The following is a 22,558-nucleotide window of genomic DNA, read 5'->3' on the forward strand; positions in this document are numbered from 1 at the left end:
TACCAGCATTAAAATGAAATCATAGATCGAAAAGGCTATAATAACAGTATAAGACCAGAGGTATAGGGAATGGAAAATATAATAATTTCAAAAGAGTTTCTAGATTGGTATGACTATTACAATGATTGTAAAGATAAGTATTCAAGTTTAGTAAATGATGTAGAGAATAAACTAATTTGTGGTGAATATAAAGATATTGAACTTTCTTTTTCAAATATGAATACGAATAATTTGAATCGTGATATAGATAGTCTTGAAAAGATTCATATATTAATGATGCAGGGAAGTACAAGTCAGATTAATGTAGAAATAGAGCTTGTAAAGGAGAAGATGTTAGAGTCTTGTTTAAATGTAAATTTTGGTATATTGTGCAATCCGTTGGCGAGTATGCTTTATCGTATGATTTTGGATTCAAGTAAAATAAAGAAACATATGGAGGATGTTTCTAAACAATGTAAAGAAAATGATTTCTACATTTCTGTATTTATTCCTGTTTACTTAAGACATTTTTATGCGTCTATTTGTGAAGAGTGTATTAAGGGATATAGTTCGTATGAGTTTGTTCGATCTATTGATTCTTTAATTGAAGAAGATAAGTTTAGTGAAGCTTGTAGTCTTTGTCCAATCTATGAAGAGATTTATATTCATGCTAATAAAAAGGGTTTACTTACAAAAGAGTTAATACAGGTAATGCATCTGTATGGTGTGGATGTACCTGTTACTAAAAAAGAAACGAAACTGCCTAATATACCTACAAAAGCAGAGAGAAAGATGTCTAAGAAGTTAGATATAGAAACACGTAAGAAAATCGTTGGTGATGGAGTTAAGAAAATCTTGGATATGAGTGATGATGAACTGATTCGAAAATATGATGGTAAGTCAGAGGATGAAATTAAGACAATGTTAAAGAATGATCCTTGTTTTGATTCATCCTTAATGGATGAATCGATGTTTGAGTTTCTTAGCTTATTAACTTGTTTTAGTATTGAATTTGAGGATGCTTTTATTGATTGGTTAGCCGGTTTTATCCTTAGAAGATTATATGATATACATTTAAGGTTTTCGGTGAATATCCCACCAAAAGTTCAAACAACAAAGAAACAAAGTGATTATTCAAATCAGGAAAGAGTTTTGCCTGAAGCTGATCCTAGTGAAAATTATCAGGAAAAAAAGGTCATTCAACCAAATAATGAATCTAAGGGTAGGGGTGGAATTATTTTCTTGATTATTCTTGGACTATTATTTGGATATGGATATATTTCTTTGAAAAAGGAAGAGGCAGAATGGGAAGCGCAAATGGAACAGTATCGTCTTGAGAATAGGCGTCGTACGGAATTGAGTGAGTTTAAGGCAAGGGAAGAGAAACGTAAAAAGAAAGAGGGGCAACGTTCAAACTCATCATCATCTTCTTCGTCCTCATCTTATGATGAAGGAAGTGATGATGCATATTTTGGTGATTATGATGAGAATCGTTACGATAACGATGAAAATTATCGTGATGGTGTAGATGATATGTTGGATGAACTGGGAGAATAAAGAAATATACAGTGAAAGATTATTGAATATTTGTATACTCATGAGTAGTATACTTACGAGTATACAAATTTATTAACAAATGATAATTTAGGCATCTGTTTAGGATAGGTGTTTTTTTTGTTGATGAAAAAAGTGCAACAACACTTCTTATAATCGGTGTTTTTTTTTGCGTTTAAAAAATACGTTGTTAAATCGTATTGATAATGGAGAATTGTTGCCAGGTGAGCGTTTGGAGTCTGAAAGAGACTTGGCTGAAAAATGTGGTGTGAACAGACAGACAGTGCGATCAGCACTTAATGTCTTGATTGAAGATGGTGTATTGTTCAAGGTTCCTTATAAAGGAACGTTTGTCGCAAAACAAATTGTAAAACCTTCATGGGGAAACTATGATGCGATAAATGAACATCGTGGTTTTAGTAGTTTTTTAAAGGCACAAGGTTTTTCAATTGACAGTAAGGTCATTGTTGCAGAAAAGATTGAGCCGACAACTTCGATTCGTGCACACTTGAAATTAGAAGAAGGAGAAGACGTTTATTGTTTAATGCGTGTTCGTTATTACAATGATGAACCTTTTTCTGTGGAAATTGCCTATATGCCATACAAGTATGTAGAGGGCATTGAAGACTATGATTTTTCAAAAGTGTCATTATATGATTTTATGGCAAAGAAAGATCATGATCCTTGTGACTTCCATCGTTCATTAATCGTACAATTTCCAGATGATCGAATCTCAAAACTTTTGGGAAATCTTGTAGAACCTGTATTTCGATTTCAATATATTGGCTTTGATAAAGAAAAAAATGTCGTGGAATATACACATAGTTATATTCGAAGTGACAAATCCACGTATCGTTTTAGAATATAATTTCACGAAGGAAACAATATGGAACAATTAGAAACAATATGGAACAATTAGAAACAATGGAATATTATATTTTGCAGACGCAAGATATTTTAAATTCAGTATATAAAAATAAAGAACAGACGAATAAATTGGCTCAGGTTTATATGGATGGAAACTATAGAAATATTAAGATTATAGCTTCTGGTTCGAGTGGAAATGGGTCTTGGTGTGCTAAATATGTTATGGAAAAATATTTAGGTGTAGATGTCACTGTGATAAATCCATATACATTCGCATACTATCCAGTGTTGTGTGAAGATGACTTTGTGTTTGTCGTTTCACAGAGTGGATATAGTAAAAATGCATTAGATGCATTGGATATATTAAAAAATTTAAATCGTAAAACAATCGCTTTAACAGGGGATTTAAAGAGCGATATTAAAGATTATGCTGAAGTTGTGATTGATTATGTAGACGAAGAAAAGGAGGGGTATGTTACTAAGGGTGTAACAACACTTGCCTTATTCTTAATAAAACTTACGTTTGCAATTTTAGAAAAACAAGGAAAAATGGTTGATACAGCTTGGCTTGATGCATATTGTGAAAGTTATGCTTCTATGCAAAAGGAAAATTTTGTGCATGAAGAAGCTTTCTTAGAAAAGTTTAAAAAGAATTTCTTATCTATGGAAAATATGTATGCAGCTGGTTGTGGTCCTTGTGAAGGTGTAGCTAAAGAGGCAGCACTAAAGATTGGTGAAACTGTGAAGGTTGTTTCTTGTGCATATGAATTAGTTGTTTCTTGTGCATATGAATTAGAAGAATATATTCATGGACCGAATTTGCAACTTTCTCCAAAGCACAATGTATTTATCATTGATGCGCAAGATGAAACTTCAGATCGTTCATACCAAATCTATAGAGCATCTCGTGCTGTGTCAGACCGTGTATATTACATCACAAATAAAGCATATGATGATGATCATGTATTAACGTTACTAAATCCTTGTGCAGATACTGTATCCTTAACGTATCTTCAAGTATTCCAATTATTCGCATATAGAATTAGTAAAGAATTAAGATCTATTCCTAAACATCCGTTGTTTGAGGAATTTAAAAAGATCGTTAATTCAAAAACAATCACATATGAAGATTAGTGTAATTAGCCTTTCGACTTGTTTGGAAGGCTTTTTTTATATAGATGTATAAAAATTACGAGAAGTTGACGTAAGAATGGTGTCAATGATTTTTATTGACAAACCTATTCATGAGCTATAGAATATTAATGTTCTAAATAGAACGATGAGGAGAGCGCATATGCACTTTTGGGATGAACATAAAACGATAACGAGATATTATGAGATGAAGGTTTCTGGAGTTTGCGAAAAATATCAGTTAAGACAGTTGGAGTATGACATATTAATGTTTATTTACAACAATCCTGCGTACAATACGGCTGCGGACATTGTTCGTATTCGTAAGTCTACAAAGTCTCATGTTTCGATTTCACTTAAAGTATTAGAAGATTGTGGTTTTATTGAGCGAAGAGTCGACAAAGACAATAAAAAGCATGTAACTATTCATTTACTACAATTGGCCAATGAAGTAATTGAAGATGGAATATGGGCGCAAAAGGAGTTTGCACAAGATATGTTTGAAGGTCTTAGTGAAGAAGAAATCAAAGTGTTTATGAGTGTATTTCAAAAGGTGTATGACAATGCAGAAAGGATGATTTCAAATGAAAAAAATTCCTGATTTAATGGAAGTGATTTTTGATGCTTGTTACTTGATTTTTGACTTAATTGCTGGAATCTTATTCTTTGTATATTCGAAAGGAAATCCATTGTTCATATTATATGGTGTATTAACATTAACGTTGTGTGGTGGAGACGCATTCCACTTGGTTCCTCGTATTAAAAGGGCTTTGTATGGTACAAATGATAAAATTAAAAGACAGCTTGGAATTGGATTGCAAGTATCTTCAATCACAATGACCGTATTCTATATTATTTTATTGTTTATCTGGAAATTAACATTCCCAACATTACAAGCTCCACTTTGGGTTGAGGCTATGATTTGGATTTCAGCTATTATTCGTATCGTTGTATGTTTCTTACCACAAAACAATTGGACTTCCGAAGAAGGAAATAGGAAGCTTTCTGTGATTCGTAATGCCGTGTTTGCGGTAACTGGAGTTGGTGTGATAATTCTTTATGCCATTTCAGGAAATATGTACGATTTACATATGAACCGTATGGTTGCAGCCATCCTTATTTCTTTTGGGTGTTACATCCCAGTTACATTGTGGTCTAAGACAAAACCAAAGATTGGGTTATTGATGATTCCTAAGACTTGTGCTTATATGTGGGTCATTGTGATGGGATTACAATTATTATTCTAATTCACAAAACTTGGTGCTTCATTGCACCTTTTTAATTTTTTCAAAAAGAAGAATACCACTATAAGTTGATAATCTACCGAATAAAATACCGAATGAATTCGACATATTTCCGAATAATGGGTATACTATTGGTAGTAGGATTGGTGGTGTTCACATGAAAACTTGTAAAGAAATGGCTTTAATTTGGAATATTAGTGTTCGTGCAGTTTCGAATTTGTGTAAATCGGGAAGAATTCCGGGTGCTGTTAAGAATGGAAAAAATTGGGAAATTCCAGATGAAGCAACAAAACCGGTAGATGGAAGAATTTCGTCTGGTGAATACTGTAAAAAAGGGATGAGTACAGATAGAAAGTCATTGCCTATTGGTATTTCAGACTATGTGCGTGCTCAATCGGATTATTATTATGTGGATAAAACAATGTTAATTAAGGAGTTTTTAGATCAAAAGCCATTGGTTTCATTATTCACAAGACCAAGAAGATTTGGAAAAACATTGAATATGGATATGCTTAGAGTGTATTTTGAAAAGGTGGATGAGGATACGTCTAAATATTTTAAAGATAAGAATATTTGGAAGTGTGGGGAAAACTATCGAATGCATCAAGGTAAATATCCTGTGATTTTTCTTACTTTTAAAGATGTAAAGTTTGATTCTTGGCAGGCCACTGTAGAGAAAATTAAATCGTTACTTCAAGAAGAATATGGAAGGCATCAAGAATTGTTGAGTAGTGGAAAAATATCGGATTATGAGAAGGCGTATTTTAATAAAATATTAAGTGCAACAGAAAATGAAGTGGAATTGTCTTTTTCACTTGAAAAGTTATCTAAGATGCTTGCGACGCATTATGATCAAGCTCCAATTATTATTATTGATGAATATGATACTCCAATTCAGGAAGGGTATTCTAAGGATTTTTATGATGAAATCATTGGCTTTATGAGAAATTTCTTTTCTGGTGCTTTTAAGGATAATAAAAATCTTTCTTACGGCTTTTTAACCGGAATTTTGAGAATTGCTCAAGAAAGTATTTTTAGTGGATTAAATAATTTAACTGTGAACTCAGTGATGGATGAAGCATATGATCGTTATTTCGGATTTACAAATGAAGAAGTAAGTAAAATGTTAGAGTATTATGGAGTTGCTGAAAAAGAGAGTGAACTTCAAGAATGGTATGATGGATATTTGTTTGGGAATGAAGAAATCTATAATCCGTGGTCTGTTATTAATTATATTTCGAAGGGGTGTGTTCCACAGGCATATTGGGTGAATACTGGAAAGAATGAGATTCTCGAAGATGTTTTAAAAGTGGCGGATGAGGATATAACAGAAAAGCTTTATTCTTTGATTCGTGGGGATAAAGTTTTGGCAAGAATTGATCAAAATGTTGTTTATCGTTCACTTACAGATGATCCAGCTAATATCTATAGTTTATTATTGGTAGCTGGGTATTTGAAAACAACGATTAAAGAATTGCAGGCGGATGGATCTTATTTGTGTCAGGTATCGATTCCCAATAAAGAGATAGCTTCCGTTTATAAAAGTGAGGTTTTGGCACATTTGATGCAGATTGGTGCAGTTTCAAGAACGACTGCAGATAAGATTGCGGAAAGTTTGTTCTTAAATGATTATGTAAAACTAGAAAAAGCTATTTCTGAATATATGAATAAAGCAGTTAGCTTTTATGATACGGCTAGTGAATCTTTCTATCATGGATTGATTTTAGGATTGATTTCGATGATGGATAATCAGTACAAAATAAAGTCGAATAGAGAGTCTGGTAAAGGAAGATTTGATATTGGCTTAATTCCTAGAGATGATAAGTATCCTGGAATGATTATGGAACTCAAGTGGAAAAAGAATCTTGATGATCATGAATTAACGCTTTTGGCAAATGAAGCTCTTTGTCAGATTCATAGTATGGAATATGATTCTGAGATGAAGAGTGAAGGAATCAAAAAGATATTGAGATTTGGGATTGCGTTTTCTGGAAAGCGTGTTTGTGTTAAAACAAATTAGAATAGTAGTTTTATTTAAGATTCCTAAGACTTGTGCTTATATGTGGGTCATTGTGATGGGATTGCAATTATTATTTTAGAATTTCTTCAAGAGAACGCCTACTCGACGTTCTCTTTCTATATGAATTTTAGAGTATCTAATTCAATGAAAATAAGACGTTTTAGATGAAATAGGAACAATCGCAACAAATTTATTGGAATTAATAATGCTTTCACATTGAAGTTTTATAATTGAAACTGGCTACTGGGTGTGGTTGATGGTTGCCTCTTGTTAAGGAGTTTTGAAGCCTTGAATCTTGAATTCCAGGTAAGTAGATCCTTCTATTTTTTTACAGGAGGAAAGCTTATGTATATATATCTACATATTGATGTTGCCATGTATTTAATGGCCATAGTAGAAATACTTAGAATCACATTATTGATTATAGAAAAATGTAAAAGACACTAGTTCACGTAAGCACAACGAATTACTAGTGTCTTTACATTAGAATAATTCAGAGTGATCACTGTATCTAGTGCTTTTCTTGTATGTGTATTAAATGATTGCTGGTAATAATTTATCAAAAAGTATTGACAACGCTTACAGATGAATGTTAACATATGCCTGCAAATAAAAAGACATGTAACTGGTAATGCAGGCAGGATCTAATAAATTGCTTTGAATTTTTCAAGGTGTTTATGGGATTCTGCCTTTTTTGCACTTTGAATGGCCATTCTTAAATAGATGATAGGAGAAAACAATTTATGGATTACAAAAAAATTGCAAATGAGATTTTAGATTTAATTGGTGGTTCGAAGAATGTTGCGACTTTGGAACATTGTTCAACAAGATTGAGATTTAGTTTGGTTGACAAGAGTGTTGTTGATGTAGAAAAAATCAAGAAAATCAAGGGTGTTATGGGCGTTGTGGATGGAAGTCAATTTCAGATTGTGATTGGAAACAACGTTGTTGAAGTGTATGATACATTATTGAAGATTTGTCCTTTAAGTGGAAATCAAGGTATTGAAGCTAAAAAGGATGATCGTAAATGGGGTGCGAAATTATTAGAATTTATCATTAGTGTATTTCAACCACTAGTTCCTGCTATTGCGGGTGCTGGTGTATTAAAGTCCGTTTTATTATTGCTTTCGATGTTTAGATTGTTGGCAAGTGATTCATCTGTATATACAGCATTGGCTGCTATTTCAGATGCAACATTCTATTTCTTACCTATTATGGTTGCGGTAACGACTGCGAATGCTTTAAAGTCAAATCGTTTGGTTGCGGTTGCGGCAGTTGGATATTTATTGTTGCCTGCAACTACACAAGCTCTTACAGATGGAATGACATTGTTTGGTTTTGCGGTAAAGAATGTTACGTATAGTTCACAGGTATTCCCTGCAATCTTATGTGTTATTTTCTTAAGCTTGATGGAAAGAGGATTCAATAAAATTTCTCCAAAGGCTATTCGTATTTTCTTTGTTCCAATGATGTCTTTGGCTATCACAATTCCTGTGACTTTATTGATTTTAGGCCCATTGGGATATAATATTGGTACATTATTTACGGCTGTAATCTTAGCTCTTTATGGAAAACTTGGATTTGTGGCATTAGGATTACTTGCAGCTATTTTACCATTTATGATTGCGACTGGAATGCATAAAGCTTTACTTCCATATGCCATCACAACATATGGTCAATTGGGATATGAAGCTTTATATATGCCTGCAAGTTTAGCTCACAATATTAGTGAGAGTGGTGCTTGTTTTGCGGTGGCATTGAAATCTAAAGATGAAAATTTAAAACAGACGGCATTATCGGCTGGAATCTCTGCCTTAATGGGTATTACAGAGCCTGCATTGTATGGTGTTACTTTACAAAATAAAAAGGCTATGATTGGTGTTGTATTGTCTGGAGCCATTTCTGGTATGTTGATGGGATTGTTTGTCGTAAAAGCATTTATTGTTGTAGGGCCTGGTTTGGCAAGTATGTCCATGTTTGTGGATCCTGCAAATGGAAGTAACTTCATGTATGCATGTATTGGTTTTGCGGTTGCGTTATTAGGATCTTTCATTATCACATTTGTGTTATGGAAAGATAGTGATAGTGAAGTTGAAGAAGATGTTACTGTTGTTGAATCGTTAACAGAAGAAGAAAAAGAAGTGAATATTTTAGTATCACCATTAAATGGTGAGGCTGTTGATTTAAGTACAGTGAGTGATGAAATGTTCGCATCGAAGACTTTGGGTGATGGAATTGCCATTGTTCCTAAAGATGGTAAGTTATATGCTCCTTGTGATGCTGAAGTAGTTATGTTATTTGAGACTAAGCATGCGATTGGTTTAAGAACAAGTAATGGCGCTGAGATCTTGATTCATATTGGTGTAAATACTGTTTCTATGGAAGGTGTTGGATTTACGGCTTTTGTAAAGCAGAATGATAAAGTAAAAGAGGGGGATTTATTAATTGAATTTGGTTTGGATGCAATCAAAGAAAAGAATTTAGATCCTACTGTAATGGTTGTGAATAGTAATAGTACAAGTTATAAAGTATTAAATCAGTCATATGGAGATGTTAAGACTGGTGATGTATTGTTTGATGTAAAAAGAGGGTAATGTATATGAAAAAGTTTCCTGAAGGATTTTTATGGGGTGGTGCTACGGCTGCCAATCAATTTGAGGGTGGTTGGAACCTTGGTGGAAAGGGATGGTCCGTTTCGGATGTTGCAAGAGCTCATTTTGATGCGGACGTAAAGGATTATAATAAGCATGTTTCAATAACGACAAAGGATATTGAGGAGGGCTTAGCTCATCCTGAGGATGAAGTGAATTATCCGAAGCGTCATGGTAGTGATTTTTATCATCATTATAAAGAGGATATTGCCTTAATGGCAGAAATGGGGTTCAAGACATATCGTATGAGCATTGCGTGGTCAAGAATTTTTCCAAATGGAGATGATTTGGAGCCGAATGAAGAGGGTTTGAAATTCTATGATGATGTATTTGATGAATTATTAAAGTATGGTATTGAGCCATTGGTGACAATGTCTCATTATGAACCACCATTAAATTTAGTATTAAACTATGATGGTTGGTATTCTAGAGAAGTGATTGGTTTCTTTACTCGTTTTGTGGAAACAATTTGTACTCGATATAAAAATAAAGTGAAGTATTGGCTAACTTTTAATGAAGTGGATAGTATGATTCGCCATCCTTATACGACGGGTGGACTTGTTGAAGATCGTTTTGAAGGTAAAAACTTCGAAGAAGTGATTTTCCAAGCTATGCACCATCAATTTGTGGCGAGTGCTTTGGCAACAAAGATTTGTCATGAAATTGTTCCAGATTCAAAGGTGGGTTGTATGTTGACTAAACTTACATATTATCCATATACTTGTAAGCCAGAAGATGTATTGGCTGCGCAACAAAAGATGCGTTCTACGTATGCCTATAGTGATACGCAAGTATTTGGTGAATATCCAGCTTATTTATTGTCTTATTTTAAAAACAACAATATTAATATTGTCAAAGAAGCCGATGATGATCGTATTATGAAGGAATATCCTGTAGATTTCATTTCATTCTCTTATTATATGTCTAGTTGTGAAGCTGCAGATAAGACGGGTTTGGATGTAACTCCTGGAAATACGATTTTGGCTGTTAAGAATCCATATTTGGAAACAAGCCAATGGGGTTGGCAAATTGATCCATTGGGATTGAGAATTTCATTGGTTGAATTGTATGATCGTTATCGTAAACCATTATTTATTGTTGAGAACGGTTTGGGTGCAAGAGATGTATTAACCGAAGATAAAAAGGTGCATGATCAGTATCGTATTGAATATTTGAAAAAGCATTTTGAATGTATGTTAGATGCGATTGTAGAAGATGGTGTTGAACTTATGGGCTATACTTCATGGGCATGTATTGATTTGATTAGTGAATCAACAAAACAAATTTCAAAACGCTATGGATATATCTATGTGGATATTGATGATTATGGAAATGGAACTTATAATAGATATAGAAAAGATAGTTTCTATTGGTATAAGAAGGTTATCGAAAATAATAGTGTAGATTTTGAATAATAGTAGAATGGAGCAGGGAAATGAATTACGTAATTAAGAAAGTTTTAAATTCAAGCGTCGTTCTTGTGAGTGATCATGAGAACAATGAGTTCATCCTGCTTGGTAAAGGAATTGGTTATGGCAAAAAGGTTGGTGAAAGCATAGATCAAAGTGCTTCAAATCAGATATTTGTTCCTGTGGAAAACACAAAGTCTAAACAGTTTGAAGAATTGATGGATGATATTCCAATCGATATTTTGACGATTACACAAGAAATCATTGTGGAGGCACAAAAGCTTTTGGAGTGTGAGTTCAATAAAAGTCTATACTTGATTTTGGCAGATCACTTGAATTTTGCGGTGCAAAGAGTTCGCGATGGGATTGTCATTACCAATCGCGTGTTTTGGGAAATTAAAAATTATTATCCAAAAGAATTCAAGGCTGGTTTAATGGCTATCTATATGTTTGAGGAAAAGCTTGGCATTACACTTCCTGAAGAAGAGGCGGCCAATATTGCCTTCCATTTTGCGAATGCGACAATGGGTAAACAAGAGAGTCATGATACGATGAAATATGCCAAAGTCATTGGTGAAATTATCAATATTGTGATTTTTTCGCTGAATCGAAATGTGGATCGGCAGAGCGCTCACTATATGCGTTTTGTCACACACATTAAGTTCTTTGTCGAAAGATATTTCACAAATAGTATGTTGAATAATCAAAATGATTTGTTGTATAACCAAATGAAGAGTGCGTATCAAAAAGAGATGGCCGTCGCATTAAAAATTAAAGCTTTCTTAGAACAAAAGTATGGTACTCCATTAACGAATGAAGAAGTAACATTCTTAGTTGTTCATATAGCACGTATTATGAAAGGGTAGAATTAAGCAATTTAGTTCTACCTTTTCTTTTATCTTTCTTAAATCGAGAAAAAAAACAATAAATTTACTGGATTTAATGTTGTTTTCACATGAACTCTTTATAATTAAAAGTGCTACTGGATGTAGTAACGGTGAACCCTCTGAATGAAAAGGATGATATCTTGAGTTCTCGATGATTCCGATTTTGCAGGAGGACGTGTTGTATGTATATTTATCTATACATTGATGTAGCCATGTGTTTAATGGTCATAGTAGAAATACTAAGAATTGCATTATTAATTATAGAAAAATGTAAAAGACACTAGTTCACGTATTGAGCCACGAATTACTAGTGTCTTTTGACATAAAATAATTCAGATGGACCACTGCATCCAGTAGTCTTTCTGTATTTGTATTATAGCTATAAATAGAGGATTATGCAAATGAGGTAGTTCTTTTGATTAGAGTTTGTTAATTATTATAAAGGTCATATAAATATAAGGAGAAGGGGTAGACATGAACAATGAAATAATTAAGTTTAATAATGGAAATTAAGAATTAGACGTTACGGTAACTCCAGATAAAGATACTGTGTGGTTATCTGCGAATCAAATGGCATTGTTGTTTGATCGTGATGAAAAAACAATTCGTAAGCATATTAATAACATATTTAAAGATCGAGAAGTTGAAAAAGAGAACAACACGCAAAAAATGCGTGTTGTTGGAGTTAAGCAATCTGTTCCATTTTATTCTTTAGATGTAATTATTTCCGTTGGGTATAGAGTAAAATCACAAAACAGAATTATCTTTCGTAAATGGGCAACATCTATATTGAAGGACTATATGATAAAGGGATTTACAGTTAATGAAAAGAGACTTGAGGCTTTAGATAAAACTATCCAAATACAGTCTAGATTGCTTGCTTCTGCTTTAAACATTGAAGAAAAAGAAGTGTTGAATGTTGTTGATGCCTATTCGAATGCATTAACTCTTCTAGATGATTATGATCATGGAACGATTCCTAAACCGGATGACATTGCTTCTGTTTATCAGTTAACCTACGAAGAAGTCGTGAATAGATTGATTCTATGAAATATGGAAACTATTCAAATGTGTTTGGTGTTGAAAAAGAGTATGGAAAGCTTAATGGAATCTTAGCGGCTATCTATCAATATGTTTTTGGAACTGAATTGTATCCAAGTATTGGAGAAAAAGCTGCAAACCTACTTTACTTTTTAATCAAAGATCATCCTTTTGTGGATGGTTGCAAACGTATTGGTGCATCCATATTCTTGGAATTTCTAAATAAGAATAAACATCTGATTATCGATGGAAAACAGATTATTTCAGACAGTGCTTTAGTCGCAATTACATTAATGATTGCGAGTCTAGACCAGAAGAAAAGGAAACGATGGTCAAACTTGTCATGAATTTTTTGAAATGTGAATTTTAAAAGACATTATTTCATGTAAATTAGTATCTTTTGATATGGTGTTGTGATTTAAAAAGAGGGTTGTTCAAGATTGACAACAAGTCTTAAATTCGGAAAACTATCATCAGTTAGACATCTCTGACAAGAGGTGGAGGGGTTGGAAGTGCAGTGAGTGAAGTACTTGCACCTGAAGGAGTCGTATGCAGACAATATATGTTAGGTATGCAAAATGTGTTTGGCAGAAGTGGTAATCCTAAGGATTTATTGGATACTATGAGTTGGACGCTAAGCATATCGCAGATAAAATAAAGAAAATTGCAGAAAAGTAATATTTAATATAACAAGTCACCTGATAACCGGGTGACTTGTTTAATGTTTATAAAAATTTTTTAGAAATTCATGCGATTTAATAATGTTTTCACATTGAAGTTTTATAATTGGAATTGGCTACTGTGTACAGTAGGGTGGTACCTCTGAAATTAAAAGTAATTTAGCTTGCGTTCTCGGCTCGATTCCGTTTATTGTAGGAGGTTGTCATATGTATATTTATCTTTATATTGACGTTGCCATGTGTTTAATGGCACTAGTAGAAATACTACGACTTACGTTAATGATTATAGAAAAATGCAAAAGACACTAGTCCGCCCAATCGCAAAGGAATTGACTAGTGCCTTAGCATTAGAATGATTTCAGAGCAACCACTGTATCCAGTAGTCTTTCTGCATCTGTATTATACCGATAAAGGAATGTTTATGCAAATCTGTTGGTTGATAGTGTGATGCTATACACTATTATAGAAAAAATAAAAGACATTCGTTCATCCAACTCGCAGCGTATTAAACCAGATAAAGGAGCGCATGTGTAAACTGATTGTGTTGACAACAAGGCTTAAATTCAGTAGTATAATCATCGGTTAGTCACCTCTAACAAAGAGATGGCTTCTTTTATGGAATAAGAGTTAGTATTTTCTAACTTGTAGACATAATGAAAAAGATTCTATATATCATGATTGGATGCATATCATTAGGGTTAGGAATTATTGGTGTCATATTACCGATTCTTCCAATGGTTCCTTTTGTGTTGCTTGCAGCTTTTTGTTTTGCAAAATCAAGTAAAAGATTGGATGGTTGGTTTAAGAATACGAAGTTGTATGAAGAGAATAATATTAAGAGTGGTATGACGAAACGAGCAAAGCTTCGTATTATGTGTTCAGTAACTTTATTAATGAGCATTGGATTTATCATGATGGGATTGAAGGGTATTGTGGTTGGCAATATTGTTTTATTGATTGTTTGGATTTTTCATATGGTTTATTTTACATTTGGAGTAAAGACTATATGAGAAGGGTTTTGAATTATTTACTCGCAATTAGCTTTGTTTTGACTATTATGGTTCCAAATACTGGAGTCATAGTTCATAAATTGGCTTCTACATTATTCTTAGTATTGGCTTTGATTCATGTTTTTCTATATAGAAAGAGATTGGATTTGAAGTATTGTATTAACCATAGTATCCTTTGTTTTAGGGATACTATGATTGATTATGGTTGAATATCCAATGATATTAATTCTTCATAGAACAGTGTCGATTGTATTAATAATCTTATTAGCTATTCATATATATAAGTTTCATAGAAGACTTGCCGTTGCATAATGTGACGGCTTTTATGATGCTTAAGGTAGATGACAGATGAGGATTATGAATTGTAGGAATGTGTATTGAATAAGCTAAAATAGTAGTGATGTAGTACTGGATTGTGAAGAAGTAAGAGTGTTAGTGGATGATTTTGATGATGTAAATCATGGGTTGGCTGAGATTGCAAAATCATTGAGGGGTTTGAAAAAGAAGCGGGCATAAAGTAAATATGATATGGATGGCATAAGCATATTTTATGTTTATAGATAATAAAAAAGAAGTTTTTAAACTTCTTATTGATATACAGATTGAATTAATGTGAATTTATCAGTTCTATAGTATTCGATACCACAATTAAAGATGACTCCATTTTTCATATAAACAGTTAATGTCATCATAATTAATGGGTGGCCTTCACGAATATTTAATTTTTCTGCAATGCTTTTAGGACAAAGTATAGCTTCCATTTTTTGATCCGCAAAAGCAAAACTCACTCCTAAAGAGTCCAAATATCCATATGTTGATTGATTAACAATATCAGGTGTTAAATTTGGACATAGGCTGTAAATATAATATTCTTCTGCAAAAATTACTGGAATTCCATCAGCACAACGTACACGTGTAACTTTCCAAACTTTTTCTCCTGTTTCTATATGAAGTGATTTTGCGATTTCTTCTGTGGCAAATATACATTCTAATGTGGCATCTTTAGTAGATGGTACCATTCCTCTTTTTGATACTTCTTTAGAAAAACTTATTCCACATTTAAATTCAGAGTATTTAGGTCTTGGAGCAATAAATGTTCCTCGGCCTTTTTCTTTATAGACAATACCTTCAGCTTCAAGATCAGCTAGTGCGCCTCGCACAGTCATTCTTGATGTATTTAACTTTTCGCATAGTTGTCCTTCAGATTCAATTAGTTGTCCTGGTAAATAAATACGTTTATGAAGTTGATCCATTATGTATTGCTTAACAAGTTCGTTTTTACTTTTCATTGGATTCTCCTTTGTATTATTTTCTATAGTATTATAAATGATTTTTACATATATATACAAGTTATCTTTACAATTTTTTAATACATATAGACAACATGTATATACATGTGATATAGTTAAATTACAAGGATGAAGGGAGTTGGATAATTGGTTATTTCAATAAAATGTTTCATTATTTTGTTTAAGAATATAGATTTTATACTGCAGATTTAATCAAATAATCTTAAAAGACATTCTAATAATTGCATAATAATAAATTTGAAAATTCTTGCTGCTATATGGAATAAAATTGGAATATATGTACATTATTTTTGAAATAACAATAAAGATTACACTAATGCCAAAATGTTAAAATATAAAGTTTGTCAGTAATTAAAATAAGGATTAATTTAAAGAGGAGAAAGAATATGTCAATAATAGTAGGTCGAGTAGATGATCGGTTGATTCATGGTCAAGTTGCTACAAGTTGGATTCGTGGACAAAATATTCAAGTCGTTGTGTTGGTTGACGATAAGATTGCAGCAAACAAAACGCAAATTTCGATTTTAAAGGTTTCAGCACCTGCTGGAGTAAAACTATATGTTCAGAGTGTAGATAAGTTTGTTGAAAAATATAATCAAGGGATTTTAGATTCTTATCGTGTAATGTTGGTTTTTGAAAATGTACATACGCCTTTGGAATTGGTGAAAAAAGGAATCGATTTAAAGTCATTAAATCTTGGAGGAGTGCGTTTTAAAGAAGGTAGACGTCAAATTTCTAAGGCTTTATCTGTGTCTGAAGATGAAGAAAGAGATATAAGAGAATTAAATGATTTAGGTGTTGAAGTAGAACACAGACAATTGGTATCGGATCAAAAAGTAGATGTTTTAACATTATTGTAAAAATAGGAGAGAAATAAAATGTTAGTACAAGCAATTTCGCTAAGTATTTTAGCGAGTTTATTATCAATAGAATATATGAATGGTCACTTTGGCTTGAGTAGACCATTAGTAACAGGTATGTTAACTGGATTGATTTTAGGTGATATTCAACAAGGTATTATTGTTGGAGCTAGTTTACAGTTGATTTTTATGGGCATTGGTAGTGTTGGTGCCGCTGTACCTCCTGATCAAACAATTGGTTCATTAATTGCGACAGCATTAGCAATTTTAAGTGGACAAGGAGCTGAGATTGCTCTTACATTAGCTATTCCAGTAGCTGTTGCAGCTCAGTCATTGGATATTTTAGGTAGAACTTTCTGTACAATTTTTATTCACGTGGCAGATGGTTATGCTGAAAAAGAGCAGTATGGAAAACTGTCAATAGCGCACTATTTAGGTCTATTAGTTCATTTTGTTCGAGTATCTGTTATTGTTTTCCCAGCTATTTATTTTGGTGTAGATGCTGTTCAAGCGTTTATTAGTGTTATTCCTCAATCTGTATTACATGGATTAGAAGTATCAGGTGGAATGCTACCAGCAGTCGGATTTGGAATGTTATTGACAATGTTAAATATTCCTCATTTATTCCCATTCTTCTTTATTGGTTTTGCATTAGCTATTTTTGGTGGCTTCTCTACAGTTGGTGTAACAATGGTTGCAGTTTGTGTTGCATTGATCATTGATTACTATAAAAAGAATCAAACAACAGTGGAAACGGCAAGTACAAATATGGATGCATTAGATAGCTTAATGGAAGATTAGGAGATAATATTATGAGTAAAGTAATTACAAAACAGGATTTAAATAAAGTTTTCTGGCGTGGAATTTTCATGCAGTTCTCATGGAATTATGAACGTATGCAGGCTTTGGGATATTGCTGGACAATTTTACCAGTGTTGAAAAAAATTTATAAAGATGATTCGCAGGGATTAAAATCAGCTGTAACAAGAAATTTGGAATTCTTCAATACTCATCCTTATATGGCAATGCCGATTATGGGTATTTCTTTGGCCATGGAAGAAGCTGCTTCTGATGGTGAAGAAGTAGATGGAAATGCAATCAGTTCTGTAAAAGTAGCGCTGATGGGACCTTTAGCAGGTATTGGAGATAGTTTCTTCTGGTTTACATTGTTCCCAATTTGTGCAGGTATTGGTGTTTCTTTGTCGACAGGTGGAAACATTTTAGGACCATTAGTGTTCTTGTTGTTATTTAATATTTTTAACATTGGTACACGTTATTTTGGTTTGCAATATGGATATAAATTTGGTGGTGATTTCATTAGTAAATTAGAAGGTGGAAACATCATGCAAAGAATTACTGAAGGTACTACACTAGTTGGACTTATGGTTTTAGGTGTTATGACAGCAACAATGGTTTCTGTTCCTTTAGGATTTGTAGTCGGAACAGGTGAGCAAGCTATGTCTTTGCAACAGATTTTCGATGGAATTATGCCTGGATTAGTACCACTATTATTGACTTTAGGTGTTTATAAGGCAATTAAAAAGGGTATGTCTTCAACTGTTGTATTATTCGCTGTTATTGGAATTGCTATTTTAGGATCAGTAATTGGGGTTTTATAAAATGATTAATATTATCTTGGCAAGTCATGGTTCTTTAGCTGAGGGTATGGCTGATTCCGTGTCTATGCTATATGGAAAGCCAGAATGTTTTCATAGCGTTTGTTTAAGAGCAGAAGATATTGCGGAAGTCTTCGGTGAAAGAATTGAATCGTTATTAGATTCAAATCTAGACAATATTATAATTACTGATATTCTAGGTGGAACGCCTTTTAATCAAGGTATGTTATTGTCTGAAAAATATTCAAATGTTCGAGTGGTTGCAGGAATGAATCTAGGTATGATTTTAGAACTTTTGATGCAAAGAGAAAATCTAAGTCTTTCAGACTGCGTAGATTATATAGTGAATGTAGGTAAGGATTCTGTCATTGCTCCGTTATTAGATGAATCTGAAGAAGAGGATATGGATGACCTTATGTAAAGCTGGATTTAGTAAAAGTCATATAACTATTGATTTTCCTGTAAATCTTTCGGGATTTGCAGGAAATCGCGTTGCATCAAGAATTAAAGATCCGATTGAAATTCGTGTTATTGTTTGGGACATTAATCAAGAACAGTATTTATGGATCAATTATGATTTAATTGCGGTGGATGATCTTTTATTAAATGAATTGTATAAGAAAATTAATATTCCCAAGGAAAGAATTTTTGTTTCAGCAACTCATACGCATTCTAGCGTTGGTGGTTGTCTAAAAACCAATGAAGGTATCTTTAATGGATATGAATATTTGTTTTGTAGAACAAATATTCAAATAATGAAATCCATACTAAATGATACTGTATTGGCTGTAGAAGAGGCGTTTGATGATATAAAAGATGTGGAAGTTAAGAGAGCTTTTGGAACAATTACAGAGGTTTGTTCAAATAGAAATAATCCTTCATTTAAAGGAGATCCGAGTTTATTTGTTTTAGAAGTTAAACAGAAACAAGGAAAGAAAATATTGATTTATAATTTTGCGTGTCATCCGACTATTTTAAATCAAATAAATGTTGAGATTAGTGCTGATTTTCCTGGAGTAGTTAATCAAAAATTTAGTTCAAAAGGTTATTATTTTGCAATGTTTATCAATGGAAGTGCAGGAGATATTTCTACGCGTTTCACCCGTAAAAAGAATGGCACTGAAGAATTAAATCGTATTGGAGATTTGATTTTTACACAGATTGAATCTTGTTCGTTATATGCGGTAAATGTGTTTGATGTTCAAGTCAATAATTTTACTGTTGATTTAAGCACAAAGGTGAAGAAAAATCCTAAAGTTGCAGAAAAAGAATTGATAATGGCGTTGAGAGAATTAGAGCAATATAAACAAAACAATTCGAATCTAGAATATTTACGTTTATATGAGTCAAGGTATGAAGGTGCAACGGCAAGTTATTATTTTTCTAAGTATTTTCCTGAAGAAATTTGTGCAATATCTGTAAATATACAAATATGGAAAATTTTTGATATGTTTATTGTTTGTGTGCCAGGAGAATTATTTTCGGAACTATCAAATACGATTAAAAACCAGGAGAATATATACTTTGCGTCATATTCAAATGGTTATTTTGGGTATTTTAGTGATGAAAATGGATATGATAATAATGTGTATGAAGCATTGAGCAGTCCTTTTAAGAAAGGGCAGAGTGAGTATATGATTAGCTGTATTCATAAAAAAATCAATGAGATGCGTTAGTCCTATTGATGAGTATATTTGATTTGGAAGTAGGTAAAATGATGAAGATTAGAGATGTAATTGAAATTTTAAAACAAGAAGGTACTTGGGTACGTTGGAATCGTTGTACTCGTGATCGTGTTTTGTTTGGAAATGAGGATCAGGAAGTAAAGAAGATTGGTGTTTGTTGGGTGGCAACAAATAAGGTGATTGAACAGGCATTGGAAAAGGGAATTAATTTTATTATTTCTCATGAGAATTTATTCTATACGACTGGAACTTATCTAGAAACAAAATCACTTGAGTCTGTTGATCATAAAAAAGAATTGCTGAAAAAAGGAAATATTTGTGTATATCGTTGTCATGATGTTTGGGATTCTATTCCTGAATATGGTGTGAGTGATGTATGGGCTAAAAAGCTTGGCTTTGATTTTAGGGATAGAGTGATTAACTCATATTATCAATCTGCAAATATTCCTAAACAAACTGTTTCAGAATTAGCAACGCATGTGGCTAATGTATTAAAAGAAGATGGTGAAGAGGGAGTTTATGTATTTGGAGATGTAAATAAAGAAGTATCACATTTGGCTATGGGGACTGGTGCAGCAACGAATATTTTTGAAATGTTAGAATTCAATCCTGATGTAGTTATTGTGGCGGATGATGGAATTACAAATTATAAGGATGCTCAATTTGCGATAGATAATGATTTACCAATGATTGTAGTGAATCATGCGGGTTGTGAGATTGGTGGTTTAAAAAACATGGTGAATTATTTTAATGATAAACTTCCTGATCTTAATGTTGAGTATTTGGAAGAAGGTTTTAAAATTTCATATTTTAAATAGTATATTAAAAAGCAAATTCAAAATCGAATTTGCTTATTTTTTTAGTTTATCTACTTCTTCATAGAATAATGTTCCATTGAGTTTGTTTACTTGGATTGTTTTTTCTATCCATAGTCTTAATACGTCAGATGCGGTTGAGATATCGTCTAGTTTTGTGCTGATTAGAGCAAAATCTGGGATTTCATCATCCGATATTTTTCCGTCCATTGTGATTTGAATCAATCGATTTACTAATGGTTGGATATCATTTAGTGTTGCGACTGTACTTAATATAATGCTTGGTAAATCTTGTACGTCTACTTGTGGAATGTATTTTTGTCCAATTTCACATTTGTGTGTGCAGTGATAGTTACATAGTTCAGGTGCGTGATACAAATCTGCTAGTTGTAGAACAATATCTGGTGCAGCCGTTTGTTTACCTTTTTCAATTCGGTAGATTTTGTCTGGTGAAATGCCATTTAGTTCTTCACTAGCACTTTCTCTGGTATATCCAGCTTTAACTCGATATTCTTCGTAGGGAGTTTGAAACTCCTTTTTGTTTTGTTCACTCATTATTATGCCTTCATTTCGTATTTCGCAAAAAGTGCGAAAAAGTGTGTTTTTTTACGCATTCTTTTGTCTGTAGAAAATGCTCCAATGAAACTATGATATAGATGCTTGAAGATATTAAGAAGAAAGATTGGTGTTAGTTATGAAAACTGTTGATAATCGTTTACGCATGATTCGTTTAATAGAGAAGATTGAAAGGAATCGAAAGTTGGCGAATGAGATGCATGTAAAGGATGTGTCGGAGTTTAAAAAGGAGAGTAATGCTAATAAGTAGGAGGAAAAGAAAATGATGAATAGAGAAGGTTTATTAAGTAGTTTGAAAGGTTTAAGTAAGAATGTTTATTCTAGAGAAGAACTTCTTCCAGAGATGGATCTTTTAGGAGAAGAGATGGCTCAGATTGTGTTTGAAGATGGTTTGGATATTCCGGCTGAATATGTTCATATGTCATATATTATGAAGCGTTTGCACATCATGAATAATAGGGCTGGAAATGTAGCGAATCAAGAATTGAAAAAGTTGTCTAGATTGGCTTCTATATTTTCAAATCATGTTCGTGCTCAACAGTCTGGGATTACTGGTGAAGATAGGGTTGAACAATATTTGGGTTATATGAAATCCAATCATGTTGTTCTAAGAAATCTTCAGTTGTCAGATGGTGTTCACAAGACAGAGATTGATTTTCTTGTATTGAAACAGGGTGTGGCAACGATTGTTGAGGTTAAGAATTCCAAGAGAGATGTTTATATTGATGAGGCTGGTGACATGTACAAGGTTGGTAGATATGAAAATTTTGATAGTCACTTAGGTGCTAAGATGGATTTTAGAGCTAAAATCATTAAACAATTTCTTAAGGATGCTGGATATGAGAATATGAGAATTGAAAAGGTTGTTGTATTCACAAACAATCGAATTCAAATCAAGAAGGATTATCGTGGATTTAGAGTTTGTTTCTTATCTAGATTACCTCATTTGATTGATGATTTTTATGGTACTGGAGTGATTCAATTCACTAAGCATTTACAGCAGATGGCTGATTATATCCAAGGCAAAGATTTGAATGAGTACTATCCTTTTGAAATGGATGTACAAGAGTTTAAAGAAGCTTTTGTGGATGCATACCTGAAAATCAAAGGTTATGATCAACCAGTTGAAGATGGTTTATTTACTCGTTTTAGAACAGCAATTCACAGCTTATTCAACATGCCTACTACACAGCATGTTTCATATTAAATAGGAGGAAAACAAA

General features: G+C 32.9%; 23 protein-coding genes. 21 read left to right on the forward strand and 2 right to left on the reverse strand.

Annotated elements, in window-relative coordinates:
- The first annotated feature begins 69 nt into the window (after positions 1-69).
- From LJE08_RS01905 to LJE08_RS01965, 13 genes are all read left to right on the forward strand, one after another.
- Entirely contained in the window at positions 70-1,536 is a 1,467-nt protein-coding gene (locus LJE08_RS01905) for a hypothetical protein (RefSeq protein ID WP_227402272.1), read from the forward strand.
- 166 nt (positions 1,537-1,702) lie between these two features.
- On the forward strand, positions 1,703-2,401 hold the full coding sequence (locus tag LJE08_RS01910; RefSeq protein ID WP_227402273.1) for a GntR family transcriptional regulator: 699 nt from the start codon (positions 1,703-1,705) through the stop codon (positions 2,399-2,401).
- A gap of 38 nt (positions 2,402-2,439) precedes the next feature.
- Positions 2,440-3,534, forward strand: a complete 1,095-nt coding sequence (locus tag LJE08_RS01915) for an SIS domain-containing protein (RefSeq protein WP_227402274.1) — start codon at positions 2,440-2,442, stop codon at positions 3,532-3,534.
- Between the two features lie 160 nt (positions 3,535-3,694).
- Positions 3,695-4,132 (forward strand): MarR family winged helix-turn-helix transcriptional regulator, encoded by a 438-nt coding sequence (locus LJE08_RS01920; RefSeq protein WP_227402275.1) that lies wholly within the window; start codon positions 3,695-3,697, stop codon positions 4,130-4,132.
- Entirely contained in the window at positions 4,116-4,778 is a 663-nt protein-coding gene (locus tag LJE08_RS01925; protein WP_227402276.1) for a hypothetical protein, read from the forward strand. Before LJE08_RS01920 ends, LJE08_RS01925 begins: the two co-directional genes overlap by 17 nt.
- Before the next feature lie 154 nt (positions 4,779-4,932).
- Complete coding sequence (locus LJE08_RS01930; RefSeq protein ID WP_227402277.1) at positions 4,933-6,795, forward strand: AAA family ATPase; 1,863 nt, start codon at positions 4,933-4,935, stop codon at positions 6,793-6,795.
- A gap of 743 nt (positions 6,796-7,538) precedes the next feature.
- On the forward strand, positions 7,539-9,389 hold the full coding sequence (locus tag LJE08_RS01935; RefSeq protein WP_227402278.1) for a beta-glucoside-specific PTS transporter subunit IIABC: 1,851 nt from the start codon (positions 7,539-7,541) through the stop codon (positions 9,387-9,389).
- 5 nt (positions 9,390-9,394) lie between these two features.
- Positions 9,395-10,861, forward strand: a complete 1,467-nt coding sequence (locus tag LJE08_RS01940; RefSeq protein WP_186998506.1) for a glycoside hydrolase family 1 protein — start codon at positions 9,395-9,397, stop codon at positions 10,859-10,861.
- Between the two features lie 20 nt (positions 10,862-10,881).
- Positions 10,882-11,721: a PRD domain-containing protein gene (locus LJE08_RS01945; protein ID WP_227402279.1), complete on the forward strand. Its 840-nt coding sequence runs from the start codon at positions 10,882-10,884 to the stop codon at positions 11,719-11,721.
- 570 nt (positions 11,722-12,291) lie between these two features.
- Complete coding sequence (gene rhuM / locus LJE08_RS01950) at positions 12,292-12,792, forward strand: RhuM family protein (RefSeq protein ID WP_227402280.1); 501 nt, start codon at positions 12,292-12,294, stop codon at positions 12,790-12,792.
- Positions 12,789-13,130, forward strand: a complete 342-nt coding sequence (locus LJE08_RS01955) for a type II toxin-antitoxin system death-on-curing family toxin (protein ID WP_227402281.1) — start codon at positions 12,789-12,791, stop codon at positions 13,128-13,130. The genes rhuM and LJE08_RS01955 overlap by 4 nt, the downstream gene beginning before the upstream one ends.
- A 170-nt stretch (positions 13,131-13,300) precedes the next feature.
- Complete coding sequence (locus LJE08_RS01960) at positions 13,301-13,441, forward strand: hypothetical protein (RefSeq protein WP_186998504.1); 141 nt, start codon at positions 13,301-13,303, stop codon at positions 13,439-13,441.
- A 675-nt stretch (positions 13,442-14,116) separates the two neighbouring features.
- Positions 14,117-14,473: a YbaN family protein gene (locus LJE08_RS01965; RefSeq protein WP_227402282.1), complete on the forward strand. Its 357-nt coding sequence runs from the start codon at positions 14,117-14,119 to the stop codon at positions 14,471-14,473.
- 587 nt (positions 14,474-15,060) lie between these two features.
- Here the strand turns inward: LJE08_RS01965 and LJE08_RS01970 are convergent.
- The gene (locus LJE08_RS01970; RefSeq protein WP_227402283.1) at positions 15,061-15,762 is read right to left on the reverse strand and encodes a GntR family transcriptional regulator; all 702 of its coding nucleotides are present in this window, start codon (positions 15,760-15,762) and stop codon (positions 15,061-15,063) included.
- 407 nt (positions 15,763-16,169) lie between these two features.
- On the opposite strand from LJE08_RS01970, the gene LJE08_RS01975 reads away from it, so the two are divergent.
- From LJE08_RS01975 to LJE08_RS02000, 6 genes are read left to right on the forward strand one after another with little or no spacing between them, the layout of a single operon-like run.
- Positions 16,170-16,643, forward strand: coding sequence for a PTS sugar transporter subunit IIB (locus LJE08_RS01975; protein ID WP_227402284.1), 474 nt, complete (start codon positions 16,170-16,172; stop codon positions 16,641-16,643).
- Positions 16,644-16,661: 18 nt separating this feature from the next.
- Positions 16,662-17,444: a PTS sugar transporter subunit IIC gene (locus tag LJE08_RS01980; protein WP_227402285.1), complete on the forward strand. Its 783-nt coding sequence runs from the start codon at positions 16,662-16,664 to the stop codon at positions 17,442-17,444.
- Positions 17,445-17,455: 11 nt separating this feature from the next.
- A complete protein-coding gene (locus tag LJE08_RS01985) occupies positions 17,456-18,262 on the forward strand; it encodes a PTS system mannose/fructose/sorbose family transporter subunit IID (RefSeq protein ID WP_227402286.1) in 807 nt (268 codons plus the stop codon).
- 1 nt (position 18,263) lies between these two features.
- Positions 18,264-18,680: a PTS sugar transporter subunit IIA gene (locus LJE08_RS01990; protein ID WP_227402287.1), complete on the forward strand. Its 417-nt coding sequence runs from the start codon at positions 18,264-18,266 to the stop codon at positions 18,678-18,680.
- Entirely contained in the window at positions 18,667-19,935 is a 1,269-nt protein-coding gene (locus LJE08_RS01995) for a neutral/alkaline non-lysosomal ceramidase N-terminal domain-containing protein (protein WP_227402288.1), read from the forward strand. The genes LJE08_RS01990 and LJE08_RS01995 overlap by 14 nt, the downstream gene beginning before the upstream one ends.
- A 38-nt stretch (positions 19,936-19,973) precedes the next feature.
- The gene (locus LJE08_RS02000) at positions 19,974-20,762 is read left to right on the forward strand and encodes a Nif3-like dinuclear metal center hexameric protein (RefSeq protein WP_227402289.1); all 789 of its coding nucleotides are present in this window, start codon (positions 19,974-19,976) and stop codon (positions 20,760-20,762) included.
- 33 nt (positions 20,763-20,795) lie between these two features.
- Here LJE08_RS02000 and LJE08_RS02005 read toward each other — a convergent pair whose 3' ends face one another.
- A complete protein-coding gene (locus tag LJE08_RS02005; protein ID WP_227402290.1) occupies positions 20,796-21,314 on the reverse strand; it encodes a helix-turn-helix transcriptional regulator in 519 nt (172 codons plus the stop codon).
- A 139-nt stretch (positions 21,315-21,453) separates the two neighbouring features.
- On the opposite strand from LJE08_RS02005, the gene LJE08_RS14970 reads away from it, so the two are divergent.
- Positions 21,454-21,585 (forward strand): hypothetical protein, encoded by a 132-nt coding sequence (locus tag LJE08_RS14970; protein WP_255650290.1) that lies wholly within the window; start codon positions 21,454-21,456, stop codon positions 21,583-21,585.
- A gap of 12 nt (positions 21,586-21,597) precedes the next feature.
- Complete coding sequence (locus LJE08_RS02010; protein ID WP_227402291.1) at positions 21,598-22,542, forward strand: nuclease-related domain-containing protein; 945 nt, start codon at positions 21,598-21,600, stop codon at positions 22,540-22,542.
- Positions 22,543-22,558 lie beyond the last annotated feature (16 nt).

Origin of the sequence: Holdemanella sp. DFI.5.55 (assembly GCF_020593575.1) — a bacterium.
Taxonomy (GTDB): Bacteria; Bacillota_I; Bacilli_A; order Erysipelotrichales; family Erysipelotrichaceae; genus Holdemanella; species Holdemanella hominis.

Coding starts and splice junctions, on each gene's coding strand:
- LJE08_RS01905 (WP_227402272.1), top strand. CDS start 70: ATGGAAAATATAATAATTTCAAAAGAGTTTCTAGATTGGTATGACTAT.
- LJE08_RS01915 (WP_227402274.1), top strand. CDS start 2,440: ATGGAACAATTAGAAACAATGGAATATTATATTTTGCAGACGCAAGAT.
- LJE08_RS01920 (WP_227402275.1), top strand. CDS start 3,695: ATGCACTTTTGGGATGAACATAAAACGATAACGAGATATTATGAGATG.
- LJE08_RS01925 (WP_227402276.1), top strand. CDS start 4,116: ATGAAAAAAATTCCTGATTTAATGGAAGTGATTTTTGATGCTTGTTAC.
- LJE08_RS01930 (WP_227402277.1), top strand. CDS start 4,933: ATGAAAACTTGTAAAGAAATGGCTTTAATTTGGAATATTAGTGTTCGT.
- LJE08_RS01935 (WP_227402278.1), top strand. CDS start 7,539: ATGGATTACAAAAAAATTGCAAATGAGATTTTAGATTTAATTGGTGGT.
- LJE08_RS01940 (WP_186998506.1), top strand. CDS start 9,395: ATGAAAAAGTTTCCTGAAGGATTTTTATGGGGTGGTGCTACGGCTGCC.
- LJE08_RS01945 (WP_227402279.1), top strand. CDS start 10,882: ATGAATTACGTAATTAAGAAAGTTTTAAATTCAAGCGTCGTTCTTGTG.
- LJE08_RS01955 (WP_227402281.1), top strand. CDS start 12,789: ATGAAATATGGAAACTATTCAAATGTGTTTGGTGTTGAAAAAGAGTAT.
- LJE08_RS01965 (WP_227402282.1), top strand. CDS start 14,117: ATGAAAAAGATTCTATATATCATGATTGGATGCATATCATTAGGGTTA.
- LJE08_RS01970 (WP_227402283.1), bottom strand. CDS start 15,762: ATGAAAAGTAAAAACGAACTTGTTAAGCAATACATAATGGATCAACTT.
- LJE08_RS01975 (WP_227402284.1), top strand. CDS start 16,170: ATGTCAATAATAGTAGGTCGAGTAGATGATCGGTTGATTCATGGTCAA.
- LJE08_RS01980 (WP_227402285.1), top strand. CDS start 16,662: ATGTTAGTACAAGCAATTTCGCTAAGTATTTTAGCGAGTTTATTATCA.
- LJE08_RS01985 (WP_227402286.1), top strand. CDS start 17,456: ATGAGTAAAGTAATTACAAAACAGGATTTAAATAAAGTTTTCTGGCGT.
- LJE08_RS01990 (WP_227402287.1), top strand. CDS start 18,264: ATGATTAATATTATCTTGGCAAGTCATGGTTCTTTAGCTGAGGGTATG.
- LJE08_RS01995 (WP_227402288.1), top strand. CDS start 18,667: ATGACCTTATGTAAAGCTGGATTTAGTAAAAGTCATATAACTATTGAT.
- LJE08_RS02000 (WP_227402289.1), top strand. CDS start 19,974: ATGATGAAGATTAGAGATGTAATTGAAATTTTAAAACAAGAAGGTACT.
- LJE08_RS02005 (WP_227402290.1), bottom strand. CDS start 21,314: ATGAGTGAACAAAACAAAAAGGAGTTTCAAACTCCCTACGAAGAATAT.
- LJE08_RS14970 (WP_255650290.1), top strand. CDS start 21,454: ATGAAAACTGTTGATAATCGTTTACGCATGATTCGTTTAATAGAGAAG.
- LJE08_RS02010 (WP_227402291.1), top strand. CDS start 21,598: ATGATGAATAGAGAAGGTTTATTAAGTAGTTTGAAAGGTTTAAGTAAG.